At 71.1% G+C, this 18,814-nt stretch carries 18 protein-coding genes; 10 read left to right on the top strand and 8 right to left on the bottom strand.

Annotated features, from left to right (window positions below; genetic code table 11):
* The first annotated feature begins 200 nt into the window (after nt 1-200).
* From RF645_RS06390 to RF645_RS06400, 3 genes are all read left to right on the top strand, one after another.
* Entirely contained in the window at nt 201-2,009 is a 1,809-nt protein-coding gene (locus RF645_RS06390; RefSeq protein ID WP_368818790.1) for a long-chain fatty acid--CoA ligase, read from the top strand.
* Nucleotides 2,010-2,095: 86 nt separating this feature from the next.
* Entirely contained in the window at nt 2,096-3,076 is a 981-nt protein-coding gene (locus RF645_RS06395) for an LLM class flavin-dependent oxidoreductase (protein WP_368818791.1), read from the top strand.
* 419 nt (nt 3,077-3,495) lie between these two features.
* On the top strand, nt 3,496-3,822 hold the full coding sequence (locus RF645_RS06400; protein ID WP_053448148.1) for a hypothetical protein: 327 nt from the start codon (nt 3,496-3,498) through the stop codon (nt 3,820-3,822).
* A gap of 210 nt (nt 3,823-4,032) precedes the next feature.
* On the opposite strand, the gene RF645_RS06405 is transcribed toward RF645_RS06400, so the two are convergent.
* Nucleotides 4,033-5,979, bottom strand: a complete 1,947-nt coding sequence (locus tag RF645_RS06405; protein WP_368818792.1) for a BCCT family transporter — start codon at nt 5,977-5,979, stop codon at nt 4,033-4,035.
* Nucleotides 5,980-6,175: 196 nt separating this feature from the next.
* On the opposite strand from RF645_RS06405, the gene RF645_RS06410 reads away from it, so the two are divergent.
* Together RF645_RS06410 and RF645_RS06415 are read left to right on the top strand one after the other, a co-directional pair.
* The gene (locus RF645_RS06410; RefSeq protein WP_368818793.1) at nt 6,176-7,525 is read left to right on the top strand and encodes a sensor histidine kinase; all 1,350 of its coding nucleotides are present in this window, start codon (nt 6,176-6,178) and stop codon (nt 7,523-7,525) included.
* Nucleotides 7,513-8,253, top strand: a complete 741-nt coding sequence (locus RF645_RS06415) for a response regulator transcription factor (RefSeq protein WP_053446651.1) — start codon at nt 7,513-7,515, stop codon at nt 8,251-8,253. Before RF645_RS06410 ends, RF645_RS06415 begins: the two co-directional genes overlap by 13 nt.
* Before the next feature lie 121 nt (nt 8,254-8,374).
* Here the strand turns inward: RF645_RS06415 and RF645_RS06420 are convergent, their stop codons facing one another.
* The gene (locus tag RF645_RS06420) at nt 8,375-8,683 is read right to left on the bottom strand and encodes a 4a-hydroxytetrahydrobiopterin dehydratase (protein WP_061712490.1); all 309 of its coding nucleotides are present in this window, start codon (nt 8,681-8,683) and stop codon (nt 8,375-8,377) included.
* Between the two features lie 150 nt (nt 8,684-8,833).
* On the opposite strand from RF645_RS06420, the gene RF645_RS06425 reads away from it, so the two are divergent.
* The gene (locus RF645_RS06425; RefSeq protein ID WP_157796660.1) at nt 8,834-9,895 is read left to right on the top strand and encodes a hypothetical protein; all 1,062 of its coding nucleotides are present in this window, start codon (nt 8,834-8,836) and stop codon (nt 9,893-9,895) included.
* Here the strand turns inward: RF645_RS06425 and RF645_RS06430 are convergent.
* The 4 genes from RF645_RS06430 to RF645_RS06445 all read right to left on the bottom strand — a co-directional run bounded on the left by RF645_RS06430 (nt 9,826) and on the right by RF645_RS06445 (nt 12,373).
* Nucleotides 9,826-10,776 (bottom strand): VOC family protein, encoded by a 951-nt coding sequence (locus tag RF645_RS06430; RefSeq protein WP_368818794.1) that lies wholly within the window; start codon nt 10,774-10,776, stop codon nt 9,826-9,828. The two genes, RF645_RS06425 and RF645_RS06430, sit on opposite strands and share 70 nt — an antisense overlap.
* Nucleotides 10,777-10,845: 69 nt before the next feature.
* Complete coding sequence (locus tag RF645_RS06435) at nt 10,846-10,974, bottom strand: hypothetical protein (RefSeq protein ID WP_368818795.1); 129 nt, start codon at nt 10,972-10,974, stop codon at nt 10,846-10,848.
* The gene (locus tag RF645_RS06440) at nt 10,971-11,585 is read right to left on the bottom strand and encodes a DinB family protein (RefSeq protein WP_368818796.1); all 615 of its coding nucleotides are present in this window, start codon (nt 11,583-11,585) and stop codon (nt 10,971-10,973) included. The genes RF645_RS06435 and RF645_RS06440 overlap by 4 nt, the downstream gene beginning before the upstream one ends.
* 122 nt (nt 11,586-11,707) lie before the next feature.
* Nucleotides 11,708-12,373 carry a LysM domain-containing protein gene (locus RF645_RS06445; protein ID WP_368818797.1) on the bottom strand — a complete coding sequence of 222 codons (666 nt, stop codon included), beginning with the start codon at nt 12,371-12,373 and terminating at the stop codon, nt 11,708-11,710.
* A 305-nt stretch (nt 12,374-12,678) separates the two neighbouring features.
* Between RF645_RS06445 and RF645_RS06450 the strand changes: the two genes are divergently transcribed.
* From RF645_RS06450 to RF645_RS06460, 3 genes are all read left to right on the top strand, one after another.
* On the top strand, nt 12,679-14,409 hold the full coding sequence (locus RF645_RS06450; RefSeq protein ID WP_368818798.1) for a glycoside hydrolase family 13 protein: 1,731 nt from the start codon (nt 12,679-12,681) through the stop codon (nt 14,407-14,409).
* A gap of 70 nt (nt 14,410-14,479) precedes the next feature.
* Entirely contained in the window at nt 14,480-14,842 is a 363-nt protein-coding gene (locus RF645_RS06455; protein ID WP_006215376.1) for a hypothetical protein, read from the top strand.
* An 87-nt stretch (nt 14,843-14,929) separates the two neighbouring features.
* Complete coding sequence (locus tag RF645_RS06460; RefSeq protein WP_368818857.1) at nt 14,930-16,393, top strand: NYN domain-containing protein; 1,464 nt, start codon at nt 14,930-14,932, stop codon at nt 16,391-16,393.
* A gap of 43 nt (nt 16,394-16,436) precedes the next feature.
* On the opposite strand, the gene RF645_RS06465 is transcribed toward RF645_RS06460, so the two are convergent.
* Both RF645_RS06465 and RF645_RS06470 read right to left on the bottom strand, forming a co-directional pair.
* On the bottom strand, nt 16,437-16,751 hold the full coding sequence (locus RF645_RS06465) for a hypothetical protein (RefSeq protein WP_006215378.1): 315 nt from the start codon (nt 16,749-16,751) through the stop codon (nt 16,437-16,439).
* 34 nt (nt 16,752-16,785) lie between these two features.
* Nucleotides 16,786-17,355 (bottom strand): hypothetical protein, encoded by a 570-nt coding sequence (locus RF645_RS06470; RefSeq protein WP_285730263.1) that lies wholly within the window; start codon nt 17,353-17,355, stop codon nt 16,786-16,788.
* A 282-nt stretch (nt 17,356-17,637) separates the two neighbouring features.
* Between RF645_RS06470 and RF645_RS06475 the strand changes: the two genes are divergently transcribed.
* Nucleotides 17,638-18,654, top strand: a complete 1,017-nt coding sequence (locus tag RF645_RS06475) for a DUF2382 domain-containing protein (RefSeq protein WP_006215380.1) — start codon at nt 17,638-17,640, stop codon at nt 18,652-18,654.
* Nucleotides 18,655-18,814 lie beyond the last annotated feature (160 nt).

Here is an 18,814-nt window from a genome sequence, read left to right on the forward strand (position 1 = left end):
CCAGGTTGTGCGCGCCGGGGGTGCGGTTCACCGTCGGCGTGGAGCCCTTCGCAGAGGGGAGTCCGGGTCAGTGGAGGACACAGTACAGATTGTTCAACAAATTGACGAGATCTGCACCACATCCGGGTTGATCTCCTTTTTGTGACCTGTCTCACGGTCGCCTACCGTAGAGTCACTGACCCCTATCACCAGGAGCCCCCGTGCGCGAGATCAGCATTCCGCCTGCTGTAGAGACCCCCCGAGACACGAACGTGACGGAGCTGCTCCTGCGCAATGCGCGCAAGCCCTCCGATCCGGCGATCTACTCCCACCGCGTGGGTGAGCAGTGGATCGATCTGCGGGCCAGCGAGGTGGTGGAGCAGGTCACCGCCCTGGCCAAGGGACTGGTGGCCGCCGGCATTGAGCCGGGGGACCGTGTGGGGCTCATGTCGCGCAACCGCCTGGAGTGGAGCCTCATCGACTTCGCGATCTGGTTCGCCGGTGCGGTCTCCGTGCCGGTGTACGAGTCGTCGGCGCCGTCGCAGCTGCACTGGAACCTGGCGGACTCGGGCGCCACGGCGCTCGTCGTCGAGACCCCGGAGCACAAGGCCGTGTTCGAGCGGGCAGCCCAGGACAAGGACCTCTCTGCCGTGCACAGCGTGTGGTGCTTCGACGAGGGCGCGCTCGATCACCTGCGCGAGGGAGGCAAGGACGTCCCGGACGAGGAGATCGAGCGCCGCCGCGATCTCGCCGGCCTCGACGATCTCGCCACGATCATCTACACCTCCGGCACCACCGGGAAGCCCAAGGGCTGCGAGATCACCCACGGGAACTTCGTGGAACTCGCGGACGCTGCCAGGCTGTCGATCCCCGAGGTGGTGCAGGAGGGGCGTCGCACGGTCATGTTCCTCCCGCTGGCCCACGTGTTCGCCCGCTACGTCTCGATCCTCACGGTGGCCGGCGGCTGCACCATGGCCTACACCGCGGACATGAAGAACCTGCTGCCGGACCTGCAGAGCTTCCACCCGGACTTCCTGCTCGTCGTCCCGCGCGTGTTCGAGAAGGTGTACAACTCCGCCCAGCAGAAGGCGGAGGCCGGCGGCCGCGGGAAGATCTTCGACCGCGCCGCGGCCGTCTCGATCGCCTGGTCGCGCGCCGAGCAGGCCGGGAAGGTGCCGCTCGGGCTGAAGATCCAGCACGCGATCTTCGACCGCCTGGTCTACGCCAAGCTGCGCGAGGCCATGGGAGGGAAGGTCACGCACGCGGTCTCCGGCGGCGGCCCGCTGGGCGAGCGCCTGGCGCACTTCTTCCACGGCGTCGGCCTGATGGTGCTCGAGGGCTACGGCCTCACCGAGACCACCGCGCCGCAGACCGTGAACACCCCGACCGCGCTGCGCATCGGCAGCGTCGGGCGTCCCCTGCCGGGCAACGCGGTGCGGATCACGGACATGGGCGAGGTCCAGGCCAAGGGCATCGCCGTGATGCGCGGCTACTGGAACAGCCCGGAGAAGACCGAGGAGGCCTTCGAGGACGGCTGGTTCCGCACCGGCGACCTGGGCGAGCTCGACGACGACGGCTACCTGCGCATCACCGGGCGCATCAAGGAGCTGATCGTGACCGCCGGCGGCAAGAACGTGAGCCCGGTGGTCCTGGAGGACCAGATCCGTGCGCACACGCTGGTCTCGCAGTGCATCGCCGTGGGCGACAACCGCCCGTTCATCGCCGCGCTGATCACCCTGGACGAGGAGGCGCTGCCCGGCTGGCTGGAGGCCCACGGGCTGGATCCGGAGATGACCCTTGACGACGCCCGCCAGAACGACCAGGTGCGCGCGGCGATCGCCGAGTCCATCGACAAGGCCAACCAGGCGGTCTCGCGCGCCGAGCAGATCAAGGAGCACCGGATCCTGTCCTCGGACTTCTCGGAGAACGACGGCACCCTCACCCCGTCGCTGAAGCTCAAGCGTGCCCAGGTGCTGCGGACCTACGAGGACGTCGTGAACGAGATCTACGGCGGCCCGCGCAAGGACTGAGCGGACGGGGCGGGGAATCAAGCGGGCCCGGGATCCGCTGTACGGGTCAGAGACCTAAGCACCTGCGATCCCGAAAGGCCCGCGCCATGCCCCTTCCTCTGTCCGTCCTCGACTTCGCCTCCGTCCGCAGCGGAAAGACCGTGGGGGAGGCCTTCCAGGAGTCCGTCGAGCTCGCACAGGTCGCCGAGCGGCTGGGCTACGAGCGCGTCTGGTACACCGAGCACCACAACATGAGCTCGATCGCCTCGGCTGCCCCGGCCGTGCTGATCGCGCACATCGCCGCTCAGACCGAGTCGATCCGGCTCGGCTCGGGCGGCGTCATGCTGCCCAACCACGCTCCGCTGATCATCGCGGAGCAGTTCGGCACCCTCGCCGAGCTGCACCCCGGGCGCATCGATCTGGGCCTGGGCCGCGCGCCCGGCACCGATCAGGCCGCCGTGCGCGCCATGCGCCGCGACCCCCGTGCCGCCGAGGAGTTCCCGCAGAACGTCAAGGAGCTGCAGGCCTTCCTGCGCGACGAGTCCGTGGTCCCCGGCCTGCGCGCCGTCCCCGGCGCCGGCACGAACGTGCCGCTCTACATCCTGGGCTCGTCGATGTTCGGCGCCACCCTGGCCGCCGCCTACGGCCTGCCGTACTCGTTCGCCTCGCACTTCGCCCCGGAGGCCCTCGAGCAGGCCACGCAGGCCTACCGCGCGCAGTTCCAGCCCTCCGAGGTGCTCGATGAGCCGTACGTGATCGCCGCGGTCAACGTCGTGGGTCGCGACGACCCGGACGACGCGGCGCAGGAGCTCGAGTGGTACCGCCGCTCCCGCGTGCGCCAGATGGCCGGACGCGGCCGGGAGCTCTCCGAGGAGGAGCTCGACCTGGTCATGCACTCCCCGGCCGGGCAGCAGATCCTCAACATGATCCGCTACACGGCCGTGGGCGACGGCGCCCAGGTCAAGCAGTACGTGGAGGACTTCGCGGCCCGCGCCAGCGCCGACGAGATCATGGTCGCTCCGGTGGGCTCCACCTCCGAGGGTGCCATCGACTCCCTGCGCGTGCTGCGCGAGGCCTGGGGCCGTTGAGGCAGCCTTCACCCCGATCCAGGAATCGACCGGAAGGGCAGCAGCCATGCCCCGTCTCGTCTACGTCACCTTCTCCTCCGACGCGGCCCCTTCGGAGCCGAGGGCGCTGAGGCCTATGCCGAGGCGCCGGTCTCGCACGGCAGGGGATGCCTGTCAGCGGAGCCGCTGAGCGGCCGGATCGACGGCGGCCGCCGTGCGGGGCCAGAATGGCAAGCATGATGAGTTCTCTGCGGCCCCGTCAGATCCGTGCCGAGCGCCGGCGCCAGCTCGCCCGGCATCGACGCACCATGCGCAGGCTTCGCAGGTCGGGAGCCGGGAGCTCCGCGACCTCGGCTCTCACTGCGTCGACCACTGCGGTGACGACCTTCCCCAGGGCGGCGGGGAGGTCGCCCGACGCGCTGGGTCGCCGCCAAGCGCGCATGTATGCCGTGACCGGCATGCTGCATCTGGCGGTCCCCGGCGTCTACCAGAGCATCATCCCGGAGGCGCTGCCCGGGACGCCTCGCCAGTGGGCTGTGTGGTCGGGCGTCGCCGAGCTCGGTGTGGCCGGGCTGCTGGCTATACCTCGGACCCGTCGGCTGGGCGGTGCGGCGTCGGCCGCGCTCCTCGTGGGCGTGTGGCCGGGCAACATCAAGATGGCCGTGGACTGGCGGGACAAGCCGTGGCCGGCTCAGGCCGTCGCGATCGGGCGCGTCCCGCTGCAGATCCCGCTCATCCGCTCGGCGGTCGCCATCGCCCGCGGCTGAAGCGGTGCGGGCGTCGTCGAGCGTCAACTGGAACGCCGAGGGGACGTAGCTGACCCCGTACGCGCTGAGGGGACCCGTCCGACGCCTTCCTGCACCTGGAAGGGTGTCAGTTGCGTCCCCTCGGCGACGAAAGCGTCCGATGGGTCCCCTCGACGATGAATGCCGCGGCGCAGGGCGACCAGACGGCGTCGTCGTGCGGGATGCGCTCGCTCAGCGCCTCCAGGGGGCCTTGCCGCGGGCGGGCTCGTCGGCCCGGGGCTCCGCCTCGGTGTCGGACGGGGCCTCGGAGCCGGACTCACCGGCAGCCTCCACGGACGACATCTCGCCTGTCGCCTCGTCGGCCCAGCGGTCCTTCTCATAGTCGTACTCCGCCGGCTCGCCGTTCTCGTCGGTGCGGCGGTACCACTCGGTGTACTCGGGGGAGGTCGAGTCGAAGTCGCGTCCGGCGGAGGACCCCTCGGTCTCGTGCTTGACGGCCAGGGCGAAGTCGTCGCCGTGCTCGGACATGCCCGTGCGCATGGCGTCGTCGATCGCCACCCGCGCGTACTGGACGCGCAGCATCATGGGGTCGGTCGACAGCAGCCGGAAGAACGCCGGCATGATGCACAGCAGGATCACGGCGAAGGGCAGGGCCGCCACCGTGACGAGGTCCTGCAGCCCCTGCAGGGCATCGGCCCCGCCCACGACCAGCATCACGGCGGCCACGCCGGCCAGGGCCAGCGCCCAGAAGGCGACGACCGGCTTGGTCGGCTCGGGGTTGCCGCGCTGGGACATCGAGGCCATGACCACAGAGGCCGAGTCGGCCGAGGTGATGAAGAAGACCGCCAGCAGGATCATCACGGCCACCGAGCTGATCTGGGACATCGGCAGGGCGTCGAGCATCTGGAAGAGCATGTCCTCGGGGGAGGCCGCTCCGGCGATATCGCTGCCCGAGCGCTGCAGCCAGATGGCGGTGCCGCCGAAGATCGAGAAGGCGAGCACGCAGATGGCGGTGGGGGCCAGCAGCACCACGGTCACGTACTGGCGCAGGGTGCGCCCGCGCGAGATCTGCGCGACGAACGCGCCCACGAACGGCGCCCACGAGACCCACCAGGCCCAGTAGAACAGGGTCCAGTAGCGCATGAACTCCTCGGCGTCGGGGCCCTTGGAGGCGGACATCGAGAGCATGTCGAACATCTCGCCGAAGTACGTGGCCACCACGGAGGGGATGAAGTTCAGCAGGAAGACCGTGGGGCCGACCACGAACAGGAAGAATGCGACAGCTGCGGCCAGCATCATGTTGACGTTCGACAGCAGCCGGATGCCCTTGGCGATGCCGGAGACGGCCGAGATCAGGAAGCACGCGGTGAGCACGGCGATGATCCCGATCAGCACGGCGTTGGACACCGGGCCGATGCCCGCCACGACCTCCACGCCGCGGCCGATCTGCAGGGTGCCCAGCCCGAGCGAGGCGGCCGTGGCGAACAGGATGCCGATCACGGCGAAGGCGTCGATCAGCCGCCCCCAGACGCTGCCCGGCGCCCGCTGGCCGAAGATCGCCGAGATCAGCAGGGGACGGCCGCGGCGGTAGGCGGCGTAGCCCATGGCCGCGCCGACCATGGCGTAGATCGCCCAGGCCTGCAGACCCCAGTGGAAGATCGTCTGCGCCATCGCCGAGTGCATGGCCTGCAGCGACTCGGGCTCAGCACGCCCCGGCGGCGGGGTCATGTAGTACGTCACAGGCTCGTAGGCGCCGAAGAAGATCAGGCCCACGCCCATGCCCGCCGCGAAGAGCATCGCGATCCAGGAGCGCATGGAGTAGGCCGGCTGCTCGCCGTCCTTGCCGAGCGGGATGCGCCCGAAGCGGGAGAAGCCCACGAACAGCAGGAACAGCAGGACGACGGCCGCCAGGGTCGTGAAGATCCAGCCGCCGTAGGTGACGGTGAAGCTCAGGGCGCTGGTCGAGGCGGAGGTGAGGCTCTCGGTGGACAGCGCGCCCCAGAGGATGAAGGCGACGATGAGGCCGCCGGCCACCCCGAAGGTGATCTTGTCGGTGCGGTAGCGCACCCGCTGCTCGTCGACGGCCACCCCGGGGACGAGCCCCGGGTGAGTGCCGTGGGGGTACTCGGCGTCGCCGGAATCGGGAGCCTGCTCGGAAGCCGGGCTGGAGGAGGGCATAGGGAAGCTCGAGTTTCGGTGGAGGGAGGGGCCCGAGAGGGCCGGTGAGCGCTCCACGGTATACCGACGGGCTCAGGCTCCCGGTGTGATGCCGCTCGCTGGGGCCGTGGGCGGCGGGATCTCGTCGGATGGGATGAGGGCCCGTTCATGCTTCCGGACGGCGACGCGGCCGCGGCGCGCTCCTACGCTGAGAGCCATGTCCGCCACCACGTCCCAGACCGCCGCCCCGTGGGCTGCGTCGGCGCCGGAGACGCCCCGTCAGCCCTGGAGTCCGCGCAGGCTGCAGCGCCCGTGGGTCACCGCGATCCTCACGCTGCTCGCCTTCCTGCTCGGGCCGGTGGTCTGGGGGCTGATCCTGGTCGTGGTGCTGACCCAGGGCGATCCGCTGGACCCCTTGGACGTGTACGGCCCGGGCCGGCCCGTGGTCCTGCTCTCGGTCCTGGATGTGGTCCTGGGACTGATCGCGGTGGCACTGGTTCCCGTGGCGCTGCGGCACGGGTTCACCGATGCTCAGGCGCTCGAGGGCGGCTCCGTGGATCCGGCGGAGCTGGTGGACCGGCCCGAGCCCCGCTCGGCGCTGATCGCCGCCCTGATCATCGGCGTGTGCGTGTCCCTCTCGGTCTCGGCGTGGCTTGCCTCGCTGTTCACCATGATCTCGATCTCCTCACGGGGACGTCGGTCGTGGGCGGGGCTGGTCTACGTCGTCACGGTGGCCGCGACCATCGTCGGGTACTTCATCCAAGACTCCGCCGAGGGGTGGTTCGACGGCCTGCTGGTGTGCGGGGTCTCGGCCGTGATGCTCCTGGTGCCTGTGCTGATCGGCATGTACCGGTGGTCCCGCCGCCGCCGGATCCGGGCCCTGCAGGCCGAGGCGCTGACGGCCCGACGGGAGGCGGCCGCCCTGGTGCGCGAGGAGCACGCCCGCGCGGAGCAGTCCCGGGCGCAGGAGCGCACCCGGATCGCTCGGGAGATGCACGACACCCTCTCCCACCGCCTGGCCCTGATCAGCACGTACGCCGGTGCGCTGGACTACCGCGAGGACCTCGACCGCGACACCGTCCGCTCGACCGCTCGACTGGTGCAGCAGACGGCCGCGACGGCGTCGGCCGAGCTGCGCACCGTGCTCGACATCCTGCGCGACGACCCCGGGGACACCCGGCCCGAGCCCGATCTGCGGCAGCTGCCCGAGCTGCTGGCGGAGTTCCGCGCGGTAGGCGCCCGGATCGAGATGGTCGGCCGGGAGGTCGTCGACGCCGAGGCCGTGCCGGACACTGCGGCGCGCACGCTCTACCGGATCCTGCAGGAGGCGCTGACCAACGCGGTCAAGCACGCGCCCGGTGCGCCGGTGACCGTCCGCTGGTCTCGTCGCGCCGGGGCGGTGTCCCTGACGGTGAGCAATCCGCAGGTCGCCGACGCGCATCCGGAGCCCAGCGGCTTCGGCCTGGTGGGACTCGACGAGCGCGCTCGCGGTCTGGGTGGCACGATCAGCACTGAGCGCACCGAGACCATGTTCCGATTGGAGGCGTGCATCCCATGCCGCAGCTAGACAGCGATCCCGTCCGCATCCTGCTGGTCGACGACGAGTCCCTCATGCGTGCCGGGCTGAAGCTGCTGCTCGACGGCGCCGAGAACCTCCAGGTCGTGGGCGAGGCCGCCGACGGCGCGGGGGCCGCCGAGCTCGCCGGTCAGCTGAGCCCGGACGTGGTCCTCATGGACATCCGCATGCCCCGTGTCGACGGGATCGAGGGATGTCGGCTCGTGCGCGCGCTGCCGCAGCCGCCCGAGGTCCTGATGCTCACGGCCTTCGACACCGACTCGTTCATCCTGGACGCCCTCGAGGCCGGGGCTCTGGGCTTCATGCTCAAGGACACCCCGCCGCGCCAGCTCGTCGAAGCCGTCCAGGAGACGGCCGCCGGCCGCTCCACGGTCTCCCCGCAGGTGCTCTCGCGGCTGATCGCCGTGGCCACGGCGCAGGGCAGGCAGCTCGGCACCCTTGAGGCGAGGCCGGGCTCCGTGTCCGTCTCGGACGGGGAGCAGTCCTCGTCGCAGGGCTCTGCTCCCCGGCCCCAGGTCGGGTCCGGGCCGGGGCTGGACGTCCTGAGCGCCCGGGAGCGCGAGATCGCCGAGGCCGTGGCCCGGGGACTGACGAACTCGGAGATCGCCGAGGAGATGTTCCTGTCGATCACCACGGTCAAGACGCACGTGGCCAGCATCTTCGCCAAGCTCGAGGTCACCAACCGCGTGCAGGTGGCCATCCGCGTGCTGGGCGCCTGAGGCGGCCGGGGCCTGGGCGCGCAGGACTCTGGGACAGCGCAGGGCGCTGAGACGACGCAGGGACCCCGCCGGTGCGATCCGGCGGGGTCCCTGGTCCGCGTGGTGCTGCGGTCGCGCGCGCTCAGGCGGCGGAGACGCCGAGCTGCGCGGCGAGCTCCGAGAGCCGCCGCGCCATGTTGACGTCCTTCTGGGTGATGGCCTCGACGTCGTGGCTGATCAGCGAGAGCTGCACGGAGGGGTAGGTCAGCAGGACGTCGGGGTGATGTCCGACCTCCTCCGCGATCTCCGCCAGCGCGGTGACGAACTTGAGGCCGCTGAGGAAGTCGCCGGTGTCGAACGACGCGCGCAGCACGCCGTCCTCCACGCTCCAGTCGGCGAGCTGAGCCTCGGCGATCTCCTGGTCGGTGAGCTGTCCGGTGCTGTGATCCATGCTCCCAGCGTAGGACGGCGAGGAGCATTCGGGCAGGGGGCTGATGATCCGCGGCGAAGAGAGGCCCAGGCCCCCTCCAGAAGGATGAGCGCCCGAAGTCGTCCCGGGGGCCGATGACCGGAGATGGTCGTCCTCAGTAGCTTCTGGAGCATGACGAGCGAGCAGCAGAACCAAGAGGGGGCTGAGGCCCCGCAGGACGTCGTGCAGCCTGCGCCGGGGCGGCCTCAGCCGGAGATCTGGCGCCTGCACCACCCGCAGCTCGGGCCGTTCAGCGTGGCGGTGGGCAATCGCGCCCAGCTCACCGAGGTCGATCCGCAGTTCCGCAGCGACGACATGGAGGGCCCGCAGAAGGGCTGCGTGTTCTTCCGCGGGACCCGCGTGCTCGCACGGGCCTCGCAGCTCGGCTCGCATCGCGTGGCCGTGCACCCGGAGGACGACGACGCCCGCACCGGATCCTCCGACGAGCAGCCCGACCAGGCGCCGGCCCCGGAGGCCAAGTCCCTGCTGCTCTCGTTCGCCGATCCCCGCATCGTGGTGAAGGCGGTCGGCGGCGGGACTCGGGTCGCCCACGTCCGCTTCAAGGACGGCAGCCAGGTGGCCGAGTTCGCACCGCCGGAAGGATCGTGGGCCGCACGTCGCCAGGCGGCCATGGAGGCCTCGCCCTGGAAGCGCGCGGTCTACCCGCTCATGGAGGGGATGGGGCGAGCGGGGGCGGCGATCGCGGGCATCGTGCTGCTGCCGCTGATCCTCCGTCTGCTCGATCCGGTGTGGAGCTTCCTGGGCCGGCTGCTGCCCGATCTCGGCATCCCGTGGCCGCAGATCAGCCTGCCCCGCCTCCCCTGGCCGGAGATCGACCTCCCCTCGATCCCCTGGCCCAGCATCGAGCTGCCCGAGTGGGCTGGTTTCCTGCTGGAGTACTCCAAGGTGTGGGTGCCGCTGCTGATCGGCATCGCGGTGGCCGTGGGAGCGCTGCGCACAGCTCGGCGGACCCGGCGCACTCGCCAGGACTGGCAGGTCCGGCCGTCGACACCTGCGACGTCCGCCGACGACCGGAGGCCGTCCTCCGGCGACGAGGCGGCGACGGAGGCCGACCGCCTCTCTGCGCTGCCGGGCGCCGACGCCGCGTCAGCGCCGGCCGCGGATCAGGAACCGTCGAGGGCCGAGCGCAGCGCTCGCAGCTCCAGGCACCAGCCGCCTGCCTGGTCGTCGTAGGTCGGCCGCAGCGCGGCATCGGAGGCCCCGCCGTCGCGGAAGCCGGACTCCAGCATCCGGACCATGCACGAGCCGTCGTCCAGGGGATCGACCCAGAACTGCGTGAGGGTGCGAGGATCGTCGGAGCCCTCGAAGCCCTCCCAGCGGTAGGCGATGAACTCGCCGTCGAGCCTGTCCTCGACCGTGAGCGCGAAGGTTCCCTGCACGGGGTCGGTCACCGTGTGGCGGTCGCCGTCCGAGGTGATCTCGTGCTCGCGGATCCGGCCGTCGTTGACCCACCACCCCGGGCGCGAGATCAGCTCCCAGGCCTCGTGCGCCGGGGCAGAGATGCGCACCGCGCCCTCGATGTGGTTCGGCACCCGGCCCTGCTCCGGGGCCGGTGCGGGCATCCGGTCCTGGTCCTCGGTGCGCAGCGCGATGCGGCGCAGCGTCTGCACATCCAGTCGGTGCATGGCGAGCATGGCCTGCGTGGAGCGCCGCGCGGCGACCGGGTCGGAGTCGGCCTGCAGCCGCATCATCTCCCGCGGGACGATCTGCCAGCTCATGCCGTAACGGTCCTTGCACCACCCGCACATGGACTCGCTGCCCTCTCGGGTCAGCTCCTCCCAGTACCGGTCGACCTCGGCCTGGTCATCGCACATCAGGGAGATGGAGACGGACTCGTCGAGCTGGAAGTGCGGTCCTCCGTTGACGGCGCCGTAGCGCTGGCCGCCGAGCTCGAACTGGACGTAGAGCACGGAGCCCTCGCCGACGGTGAATGGGTTGCCTCCGTGGTCGTGGAACACCTCCAGGATCCGCGAGCCGGGGACCAGGGAGGTCCAGTACTCGGCGGCCTCGAGGGCCTGGGTGTCGAACCAGAGATCGGTCTGCACGGAGGGCATGGGGTCCTCGTTCCACGACGACGGGCGCGCACCGGCGGCACCGGTGACGGCGCGGGCGCCGGAACGTCCTCAGTCCAGGGTGACCGGGGCCGTGCGGAAGCCGCCCACGGGCGGCTGCTCGGGCACGGAGGCGCCTGCGCGCCCGAGCGTACCGGCGTCCAGCAGGACGCGCACGAGCTCGCGCAGGGGCGCGGTCACTGCGACGCTCCTGCGTCCTGATCGTGGGCCTGCTCAGCGGCCTCCGCCGCAGCCTCCCGGACGCCCTCGCGAGGCGCCTGGATGCCGACGTCGTGCAGGTGATGGCGCACCTCGTGCAAGAGGTAGTCGATCAGCCCGGCCACGGTGAAGGCGCGGCCGTCGGCCCGTGAGCCCGTGCGCCTGAGCTGCTGCTCGTCCAGGCCGTCCAGCAGGGCGGCCGTCTCATCGGCGGCCTGCGCGTACTCGGCGGCGACGACCGCCGGGTCCTGGGCTCCGTAGTCGGAGTCCACGGCGACCTGCTCCCCGTCCCAGGAGCCGAACCGCGGGTCGTCCTTCTCGAGCAGCAGTGAGATCCGCTCGTGGAACAGCCCCACCACACCGCGGGTGTGCGCGGCGTACTCCAGCGGGGACCAGACCTCAGCCGACGGGCGCTCGCGGACGTCGTCGCGCTCGATCGTCTCCTGCCACGAGGCGGCGGAGGCGCGAAGGGTCTCGGCGGCGGAGAGCTCGCGCAGTCCCGGGGCGAAGCCGCACTCGGCGCAGGGGCCCTCGGTCACGAAGGCCCAGTCGACGGTGTCGGTAGGGGTCGGGGTGGTGCTGTGAGTGCTCATGTCCTGAACCGTAGGCAGGCCGAACCCGCGATGACCAGGAGATGCCGCGGGTTCTGCGCCCCCGCAGCACGACGGGCCTCCCTCTGGTCAGAGGGAGGCCCGTCGATCGAGTCGGCTGGGGATCAGCCGGCCTCGGGGATGGTGATCGTCTGGCCGACCTCGAGCTGGTCGACGTTCGAGAGGCCGTTGGCCGCCGCGATGTCGTCGACCGTGATGCCCGACAGCGTCGAGATGTAGCCCAGGGTGTCGCCCTGGGTGACCGTGTACGGGCCGGGCTGGATCGACGGAGCCGCGCCCGGGTCGACGCCGACGGACTCCGGCACGCCGCCGTTGTACGGATCGACCGCTCCCGAGGCGGCACCGCCCTCAGCGCCTGCGGCATCCTCAGCGCCTGCGCCGCCCTCGGCGCCAGCAGCACCGCCGGCGGCGGCGTCGCCCTCAGCACCCGCAGCCGCGTCGCCACCCTCGGCACCTGCTGCGGCATCGCCGCCAGCGGCACCCTCACCGCCGGCTGCGGCATCGCCGCCCTCAGCACCTGCCGCCCCGCCGGCGGCGGCATCGCCGCCCTCAGCACCGGCGGAAGCGCCAGCGGAGGCACCACCCGACGCTCCCTCGGACGCCCCGCCCGAGGCGGACGAGCTGGACTCCGAGGCGCTGGAGTCGGAGGAGGACGAGTCGGAGGAGGCGTCGTCGCCACCTCCGCAGGCGGACAGCGTGAGCCCGGCGGCCAGGACGAGGCCCAGGGGCGCGAGACGCAGATGCTTCTTCTCGGGGAACTGGAGAGCCATGGGGTGCCTTTCGATGAGATCGTGCCTGTCGTCACCCGCGAGAGCGCCGTGACCTGCGCTGATGGCGGCACAGGACCCTCGAGGCGTCGGACTGTCGGTCCGAGGCCCAGAGTAGGCCCGTCTGGTGATGGGGGCCACACCATGGTTTCCCGGGCATGTTCCTCTGCCCGTGCGCGTCGCCGTTCCCGGGCTGTCGTGGAGCGTCGATAGCCTGGTGGGATTGCGCGTCGGGTCCGTCTGTCGGGCTCCGTCGTCGTCCGACCTCAGCGCATCCGCGTTCATCCCCTGCATGAAGGAGAGATCCTGTGAGCATCCCCGCCTCCGAGGCACCGCAGCCGAACCCCCTCTGGAGCTCGCCGGACTGGTGGAGGCAGGCGGTCGTCTACCAGGTCTATCCGCGCAGCTTCCAGGACGCCGACGGCGACGGCCTGGGGGACCTGCGCGGCGTGACCCGTCGCGCGGACTACCTGCGGGACCTGGGAGTGGATGCCGTGTGGCTGAGCCCGTTCTATCCCTCGGAGCTGGCCGACGGCGGCTACGACGTCGCCGACTACCGCGACGTCGACCCCCGTCTGGGCACCCTCGAGGACTTCGACGAGCTCGTCGCGGCCCTGCACGAGCGGCAGATCAAGGTCGTGGTCGACATCGTGCCCAACCACAGCTCGGATCAGCACGTGTGGTTCCAGAAGGCGCTGGCCGCCGGGCCGGGCAGCCCCGAGCGCGCCCGCTACATCTTCCGGGAGGGCCGAGGCGAGCACGGCGAGCTGCCGCCGGCGGACTGGACCTCCATTTTCGGCGGCCCGGCCTGGACGCGCGTCACCGAGCCGGACGGCACCCCGGGGCAGTGGTACCTGCACCTGTTCGCCAGCGAGCAGCCGGACTTCGACTGGTCCAACCCGGAGGTCCACCAGGAGTTCCTGACCACGCTGCGCTTCTGGTCGGACCGCGGGGTGGACGGCTTCCGGATCGACGTCGCCCACGGGCTGGCCAAGGACCTGCCCGAGCAGCTGCCGGCCAGCGCCGAGCTGCCGGACGAGTTCGAGTCCCTGGGCGCACATCCCTTCTGGGATCGCGACGAGGTCCACGAGATCTACCGCGAGTGGCGCCAGGTCTTCGACGAGTACGACCCTCCCCGCACCGCCGTGGCCGAGGCCTGGGTCCATCCCGACCGCCTGGCCCGCTACGCCAGCTCGGAGGGGCTCGGCCAGGCCTTCAGCTTCGATCTGCTGGAGGTCCCGTTCGACGCCTCCGAGTTCCGCCGCGCCATCCGGAAGAACCTCGCGGAGGCAGCTCGCTCGGGAGCCTCGAGCACCTGGGTGCTGTCCAACCACGACGTCGTCCGCCACGCCACCCGCTACGGGCTGGACCTCGGCGGGTTGCATCAGGCCCTGGGGGAGTTCCCGCGCAACTCCGCCGGCGGCGAGAACCTCAAGGTCGCCTCCCAGCAGTGGCTGCTGCTCGAGGACGGCATGCCGCTGCTCGACCGGGAGCTCGGCGAGCGTCGGGCGCGCGCGGCCGTCATGCTCCTGCTCGCGCTGCCCGGCTCCGCCTACCTCTATCAGGGCGAGGAGCTCGGCCTGCAGGAGGTCGTGGAGATCGCGGACCACGAGCGCCAGGACCCGTCGTTCTTCCGCAATCCCGGGGTGGACCAGGGCCGCGACGGCTGCCGCGTCCCGCTGCCGTGGGATGCGGATCAGCCGCACAACGGCTTCGGCGGGCCGCCCCATCTGCCGCAGCCGGAGTGGTTCGCCCGCTATGCGGCCGCCCAGGAGGCGCAGCAGCCGGAGTCCTTCCTGTCGCTGTACCGGCAGGCGCTGAGCCTGCGCCGGCAGCTGCAGGGCGATGAGGTGCTCCAGTGGGGCGGCCTGGACGCGGACGAGGTCCTGCATCTCGTGCGCCCCGGCGGCTGGGAGTCCGTGACGAACTTCGGCTCCGAGCCGGTGGACCTGTCCCAGGGCGAGGTCCTGCTGGTCAGCGCCCCGCTGGAGGACGGCCGCCTGAGCGGACGCTCCACCGCCTGGATCCGCCGCGGCTGAGCACCTGCTGGGCGCCGCACCGGCGCGGCAGCTCTGGTGCGGCGCCGGGCCCCGGTGGCAGGCTCACCTCATGCCGCATCTGATCATCGAGACCACCGCAGACATCGCCGCCGCACCGGGCTATGACGCCCAGGAGCTGATCCGAGCCGGGCTGGGTGCCCTGCAGGAGATCGGCCAGTACGACATGTCCTCCGCCAAGGCCCGGGCGCGCGTGCTCGAGGACTTCGCCGTGGATCACCCGCATGACGGCACGGGCTACGTGGCAGTGCAGCTGCGGGTCCTGCCCGGGCGCAGCCAGGAGCTGAGGACGCGCACCGCGGAGGCGATCCTCGAGGCGGTCGCCGGGGCAGTTCCGGAAGGGCCGGCAGGCAGCGTCTCCGTCGAGGTCGTGGAGATGGTGCGCGAGAGCTACGTCAAGCGGAAGCTGGGCTGAGCCGCGCTCGCTGTCGCTGCGCCTTCCGCCCGGGAGCCCGTCATGAGGGCCTGCGTCGTCGCCCCTGACGCGTAGGGTGCTTGAGTGATGACCAACCCCCCGGAGGCACCTGTGGACCAGCGCCGCTCTGCCCTGTACATCGACTTCGACAACTTCTTCGGCGGGCTCCTGCGCTCCGACCCGCAAGCCGCCGTGCGCATCGCCGAGCGCCCGCAGGTGTGGATCGAGGGGCTGACGCATCCGAACGGCGCCCCCTCGCGGCGCTGGCTGCAGCTGCGCTGCTACCTGAACCCGGGCGGCAGCGTCCCGCATCCCACCGAGCCCGGGCAGCGCATCCGCTTCGATGCCTTCCGCCCGTACTTCACCCAGGCCGGCATCGAGGTCGTGGACTGCCCCGCGCTGACCAAGCAGGCGAAGAACGGCGCGGACATCCGCATCGTCGTGGATGTCATGGCCGCGCTGAACCAGGGGGCCCTGTTCGAGGAGTTCGTCCTGGCGTCGTCGGACTCGGACTTCACGCCCCTGCTGCAGGTCCTGCGCGCCGCCGATCTGCGCACCTGCGTGATCGCCACCGGCTCGACCGCGATCGCCTATGAGGCCCTGGCGGACGAGTACCTCGACGAGCAGGACATCTTCGATCTGCTCGCTGCCACGGAGGGCGCCGAGCAGGCCGAGGAGGAGGCGGACGCGGAGTCCCCGGCGGACGATGACTCCGAGGACTGGGATGACGACGACCCCGCAGTGCTCGACGAGGACGAAGACCTCGAGGACGACTACGACGACGAGGACGACGACGAGCCCCGCCTGCTCCCGGAGCGCGGGGCGAGGGATTCCGGCGAGGATCGGTCGCAGGACGCGGACTGGGAGGACTTCCGGTCCTTCGTGACGCGGGCCTACCGCCGCTCGACCGCGCCGCTGACCTACACGCATCTGTCCCGGCTGGCGCTGGAGGAGCTCGGCGACGGCCTCAAGGCCAGCAAGTGGTTCGGAGCCGGGTCCTTCAAGAAGGCGCTGGAGCGGGTCGGGCTGCCGCACGCCCGCTTCGACGACCGCTGCGTCTGGGACGACACCCGTCACAAGGCCCCGGCCAAGACGGGCTCCGGCTCCTCGGGCGGGCGCCGCGATGACCAGACGGTGAACTCGTCCGTGGAGTCCAAGGCGCAGCACCAGGTGCGCGTCCCGGAGCCCGTGGGGCGCTTCTGCACGGTGGCCAAGGCGCCGCGGCTGTCGCGCAAGCAGTGGAACGCCGTGTTCACGGTGCTGGAGGAGTACTCGCGCACGGCGGAGAGCTTCAGCCTCTCGGAGGCCACCACGTGGTGCCAGCAACGGGCCAAGCAGCTGGGGCATCACCAGATCTCCCGCGAGGACCTGCTCTACGCGATCCGCGGCTGCACCGATGCCGGCATCGACCTGGCCGGCGATGATCAGCCGAGCAAGGACGTGATGCGCAGCGCCGTGCACGCCTCGATCGTGGAGCAGGCCCGCCGCGTGGGCTTCAACGCCAGTGCCAAGGACACCCGGGCGCTGGCCGACTGGATCGGGCTGGACTGATCCCTTCCCGCTCCGATGCTCTGTGAGGCATCGGAGCGGGGTCTCACCAGAGGCCGGTGCGACTCAGGACCGGCAGCAGGACCACCAGCAGCGCGCCGGCGGCCGTGACACCCAGCAGGATCCGCAGGGCCGCCCTGTCCTTGGGCAGCGAGCCGCGCAGGGGCGGGTCCAGGAGCAGTCCAACGCCCGCGCCGAAGGCCGCCGCGCAGCCGATGAGCAGGAGCAGGTTCGCGGTGGGGCTGAGGATCGTCGCGATGCCCAGGGCCACCGCCAGGACGGCGGCGATCGCCGCGGGCCCTGGGCGGGATCCCGACGCACGGGAGCGGTTGCTGCGGTTCTCGGATGCTGGTTCGTGCATGTGCTCTCCTTCCCGACGGCCGGCTGCCGTGGACTCACAGGCCGGCGAGCTGGTCCTTCCAGGCCGCCCGCCAGCGCTCGAGCTGCTCGATCGAGGGCAGCTTGGTGTGCGTGGCTGTCAGGAACGCCCGGCCCTGGCCCTTGGCCTCCGCGGACACGACGGCGCGCGTGCCGTCGGCAAGGCCGATCCGCCAGTGGCGCCGCTTGGCCGTGCCGGTCTCCCGAGGGCCGTCGACGATCGCCGCGCCATCGATCTCGGTAAGCTTCTGGGCTCGGGCCAGCCAGGCCTCGAAGACCTCATCCATGGTTCCGGGCAGCGTGCGGGTCGCGGAGACCTGGAAGGTTCCGTCCGCGACCTGTCCCTTCACGCGGCGGCCGGTGTCCTGCTCGTAGGCCACGGCCACCGACTGCGCCCACCAGCCCGGGTTCTCCACGCGCTCGCCCATGGCGGCAAGCGCGATCCTGGCCAGGCCGGCGTGATCTGCGTCCGCGGCGCCGCCGTTCGCCATGATCCGCCGCCACTCCGGCCACGAGGTCCCCGTTGCCCGCTCGATGGCACCTGCCTTCTCCGGCGCGCTGCCCTGCGGGGCCTCCGTCTGACTCATGACCCCAGAGTAGCCAGAGCCTGTACTCGCGTCAGGCGCGGGCGTCCAGATATGTGACCCCGCTCTCAGTGAACCATCAGGGAACTGGGTGACTGTGCGGAGCGAATTCGTCAGAAAAGTTGATGCAGATGGATGCCAAACCTGCTTATGGTTTCCTCAGGCAAGCAGCCCCCGGACCGAAGGGACTCTGTCCGACAAGGGACGATCCATCGACCCGGGCCCCGCATCAGTCCACAAGATCGATGCGGGGACGTGCACGACACTTGACTTAAGGAGCACGACATGGCGAACAACATCAGCATCGAGGACCTGCAGCGCAGCACCGTCATCGATCAGGACGGGGACAAGGTCGGCAAGGTCGGTCAGGTCTACCTGGACGACGCCACCGGTCAGCCCAACTGGGTCACGGTCAACACCGGCCTGTTCGGCGGCAACGAGACCTTCGTCCCGCTCGATGAGGCCACCCAGGACGGCGACGACCTGCGCGTGCCCTACACCAAGGCCTTCATCAAGGACGCCCCGAACCTGGACGCGGACTCCCACGTGGATGAGTCCCAGGAGGACGAGCTCTACCGCTACTACGGCCTCCAGGCCGGCGGCACCGAGCGGGTGCGCGATGGCCGCGATGGTGCGGTCGACGGCCGCGACGCCGCTGCCGCGGGCACCGCTGGCACGGCCGCAGGTGCGGCCGGCGCGGCGCACACCGGCGACCGCCGCGACGGCGACCGCCGCGACAACGACCTGCGCGACGGCGACGCCCGGCACCGCGACAACGCGGCCGACGGCCCCCTCGCCGGCGATCGCCGTGAGGGCGACCTGCGCGACGGCGATGCCCGTCACCGCGACGATGTCGCTGCTGCAGGCACCGCCCGCGGCGATGACGCCAACTCCGTGGTCCGCCACGAGGAGGAGGTCAACGTCGGCACCGAGCGCGTGCAGACCGGCCGTGCTCGCCTGCGCAAGCACATCGTGCACGACACCGAGACCGTCACTGTCCCGGTCGAGCGCGAGGAGGTCGAGATCGTCCGCGAGCCGATCGCCGATGGCGAGCACGGCGGCCGCCTGTCGGACGAGGACGTCGAGGTCAGCCTCTCCGAGGAGCGCCCCGTGGTCGACAAGGATGTCGTGGCCAAGGAGCGCGTGGGCCTGGACAAGAACGTGGTCCAGGATCAGGAGCAGGTCCAGACCGATGTCGCCCGCGAGGAGGTCGACATCGAGCGCGACGCCGATGCCCGTGGCGTCGACGGTCGTGACGTCGACGGCCGCACTGATCAGGATGGTCGCAACGACCGCATCTGATCCGGTCCGGGTCCGCTGACCCGATCTCCGCCGGCCGCGTGCTCCTCCGGTCACGCGGCCGAGCCGAAGGGGCGCTTCGCACCATGGGTGGGCGAAGCGCCCCTTTCACATGTCCGGGCCGGCTCGGTGCACCGCTGCGCACCGGAAGTGCTGACGAGGC

Source organism: Kocuria sp. CPCC 205260 (genome assembly GCF_040981045.1).
Classification (GTDB): Bacteria; Actinomycetota; Actinomycetes; order Actinomycetales; family Micrococcaceae; genus Kocuria; species Kocuria palustris.

Excerpts from the sequence above, each read along its gene's own strand:
- RF645_RS06395 (WP_368818791.1), top strand. The coding sequence starts at position 2,096 with ATGCCCCTTCCTCTGTCCGTCCTCGACTTCGCCTCCGTCCGCAGCGGA.
- RF645_RS06400 (WP_053448148.1), top strand. The coding sequence starts at position 3,496 with ATGTATGCCGTGACCGGCATGCTGCATCTGGCGGTCCCCGGCGTCTAC.
- RF645_RS06405 (WP_368818792.1), bottom strand. The coding sequence starts at position 5,979 with ATGCCCTCCTCCAGCCCGGCTTCCGAGCAGGCTCCCGATTCCGGCGAC.
- RF645_RS06410 (WP_368818793.1), top strand. The coding sequence starts at position 6,176 with ATGTCCGCCACCACGTCCCAGACCGCCGCCCCGTGGGCTGCGTCGGCG.
- RF645_RS06415 (WP_053446651.1), top strand. The coding sequence starts at position 7,513 with ATGCCGCAGCTAGACAGCGATCCCGTCCGCATCCTGCTGGTCGACGAC.
- RF645_RS06420 (WP_061712490.1), bottom strand. The coding sequence starts at position 8,683 with ATGGATCACAGCACCGGACAGCTCACCGACCAGGAGATCGCCGAGGCT.
- RF645_RS06425 (WP_157796660.1), top strand. The coding sequence starts at position 8,834 with ATGACGAGCGAGCAGCAGAACCAAGAGGGGGCTGAGGCCCCGCAGGAC.
- RF645_RS06430 (WP_368818794.1), bottom strand. The coding sequence starts at position 10,776 with ATGCCCTCCGTGCAGACCGATCTCTGGTTCGACACCCAGGCCCTCGAG.
- RF645_RS06440 (WP_368818796.1), bottom strand. The coding sequence starts at position 11,585 with ATGAGCACTCACAGCACCACCCCGACCCCTACCGACACCGTCGACTGG.
- RF645_RS06445 (WP_368818797.1), bottom strand. The coding sequence starts at position 12,373 with ATGGCTCTCCAGTTCCCCGAGAAGAAGCATCTGCGTCTCGCGCCCCTG.
- RF645_RS06455 (WP_006215376.1), top strand. The coding sequence starts at position 14,480 with ATGCCGCATCTGATCATCGAGACCACCGCAGACATCGCCGCCGCACCG.
- RF645_RS06460 (WP_368818857.1), top strand. The coding sequence starts at position 14,930 with ATGACCAACCCCCCGGAGGCACCTGTGGACCAGCGCCGCTCTGCCCTG.
- RF645_RS06465 (WP_006215378.1), bottom strand. The coding sequence starts at position 16,751 with ATGCACGAACCAGCATCCGAGAACCGCAGCAACCGCTCCCGTGCGTCG.
- RF645_RS06470 (WP_285730263.1), bottom strand. The coding sequence starts at position 17,355 with ATGAGTCAGACGGAGGCCCCGCAGGGCAGCGCGCCGGAGAAGGCAGGT.
- RF645_RS06475 (WP_006215380.1), top strand. The coding sequence starts at position 17,638 with ATGGCGAACAACATCAGCATCGAGGACCTGCAGCGCAGCACCGTCATC.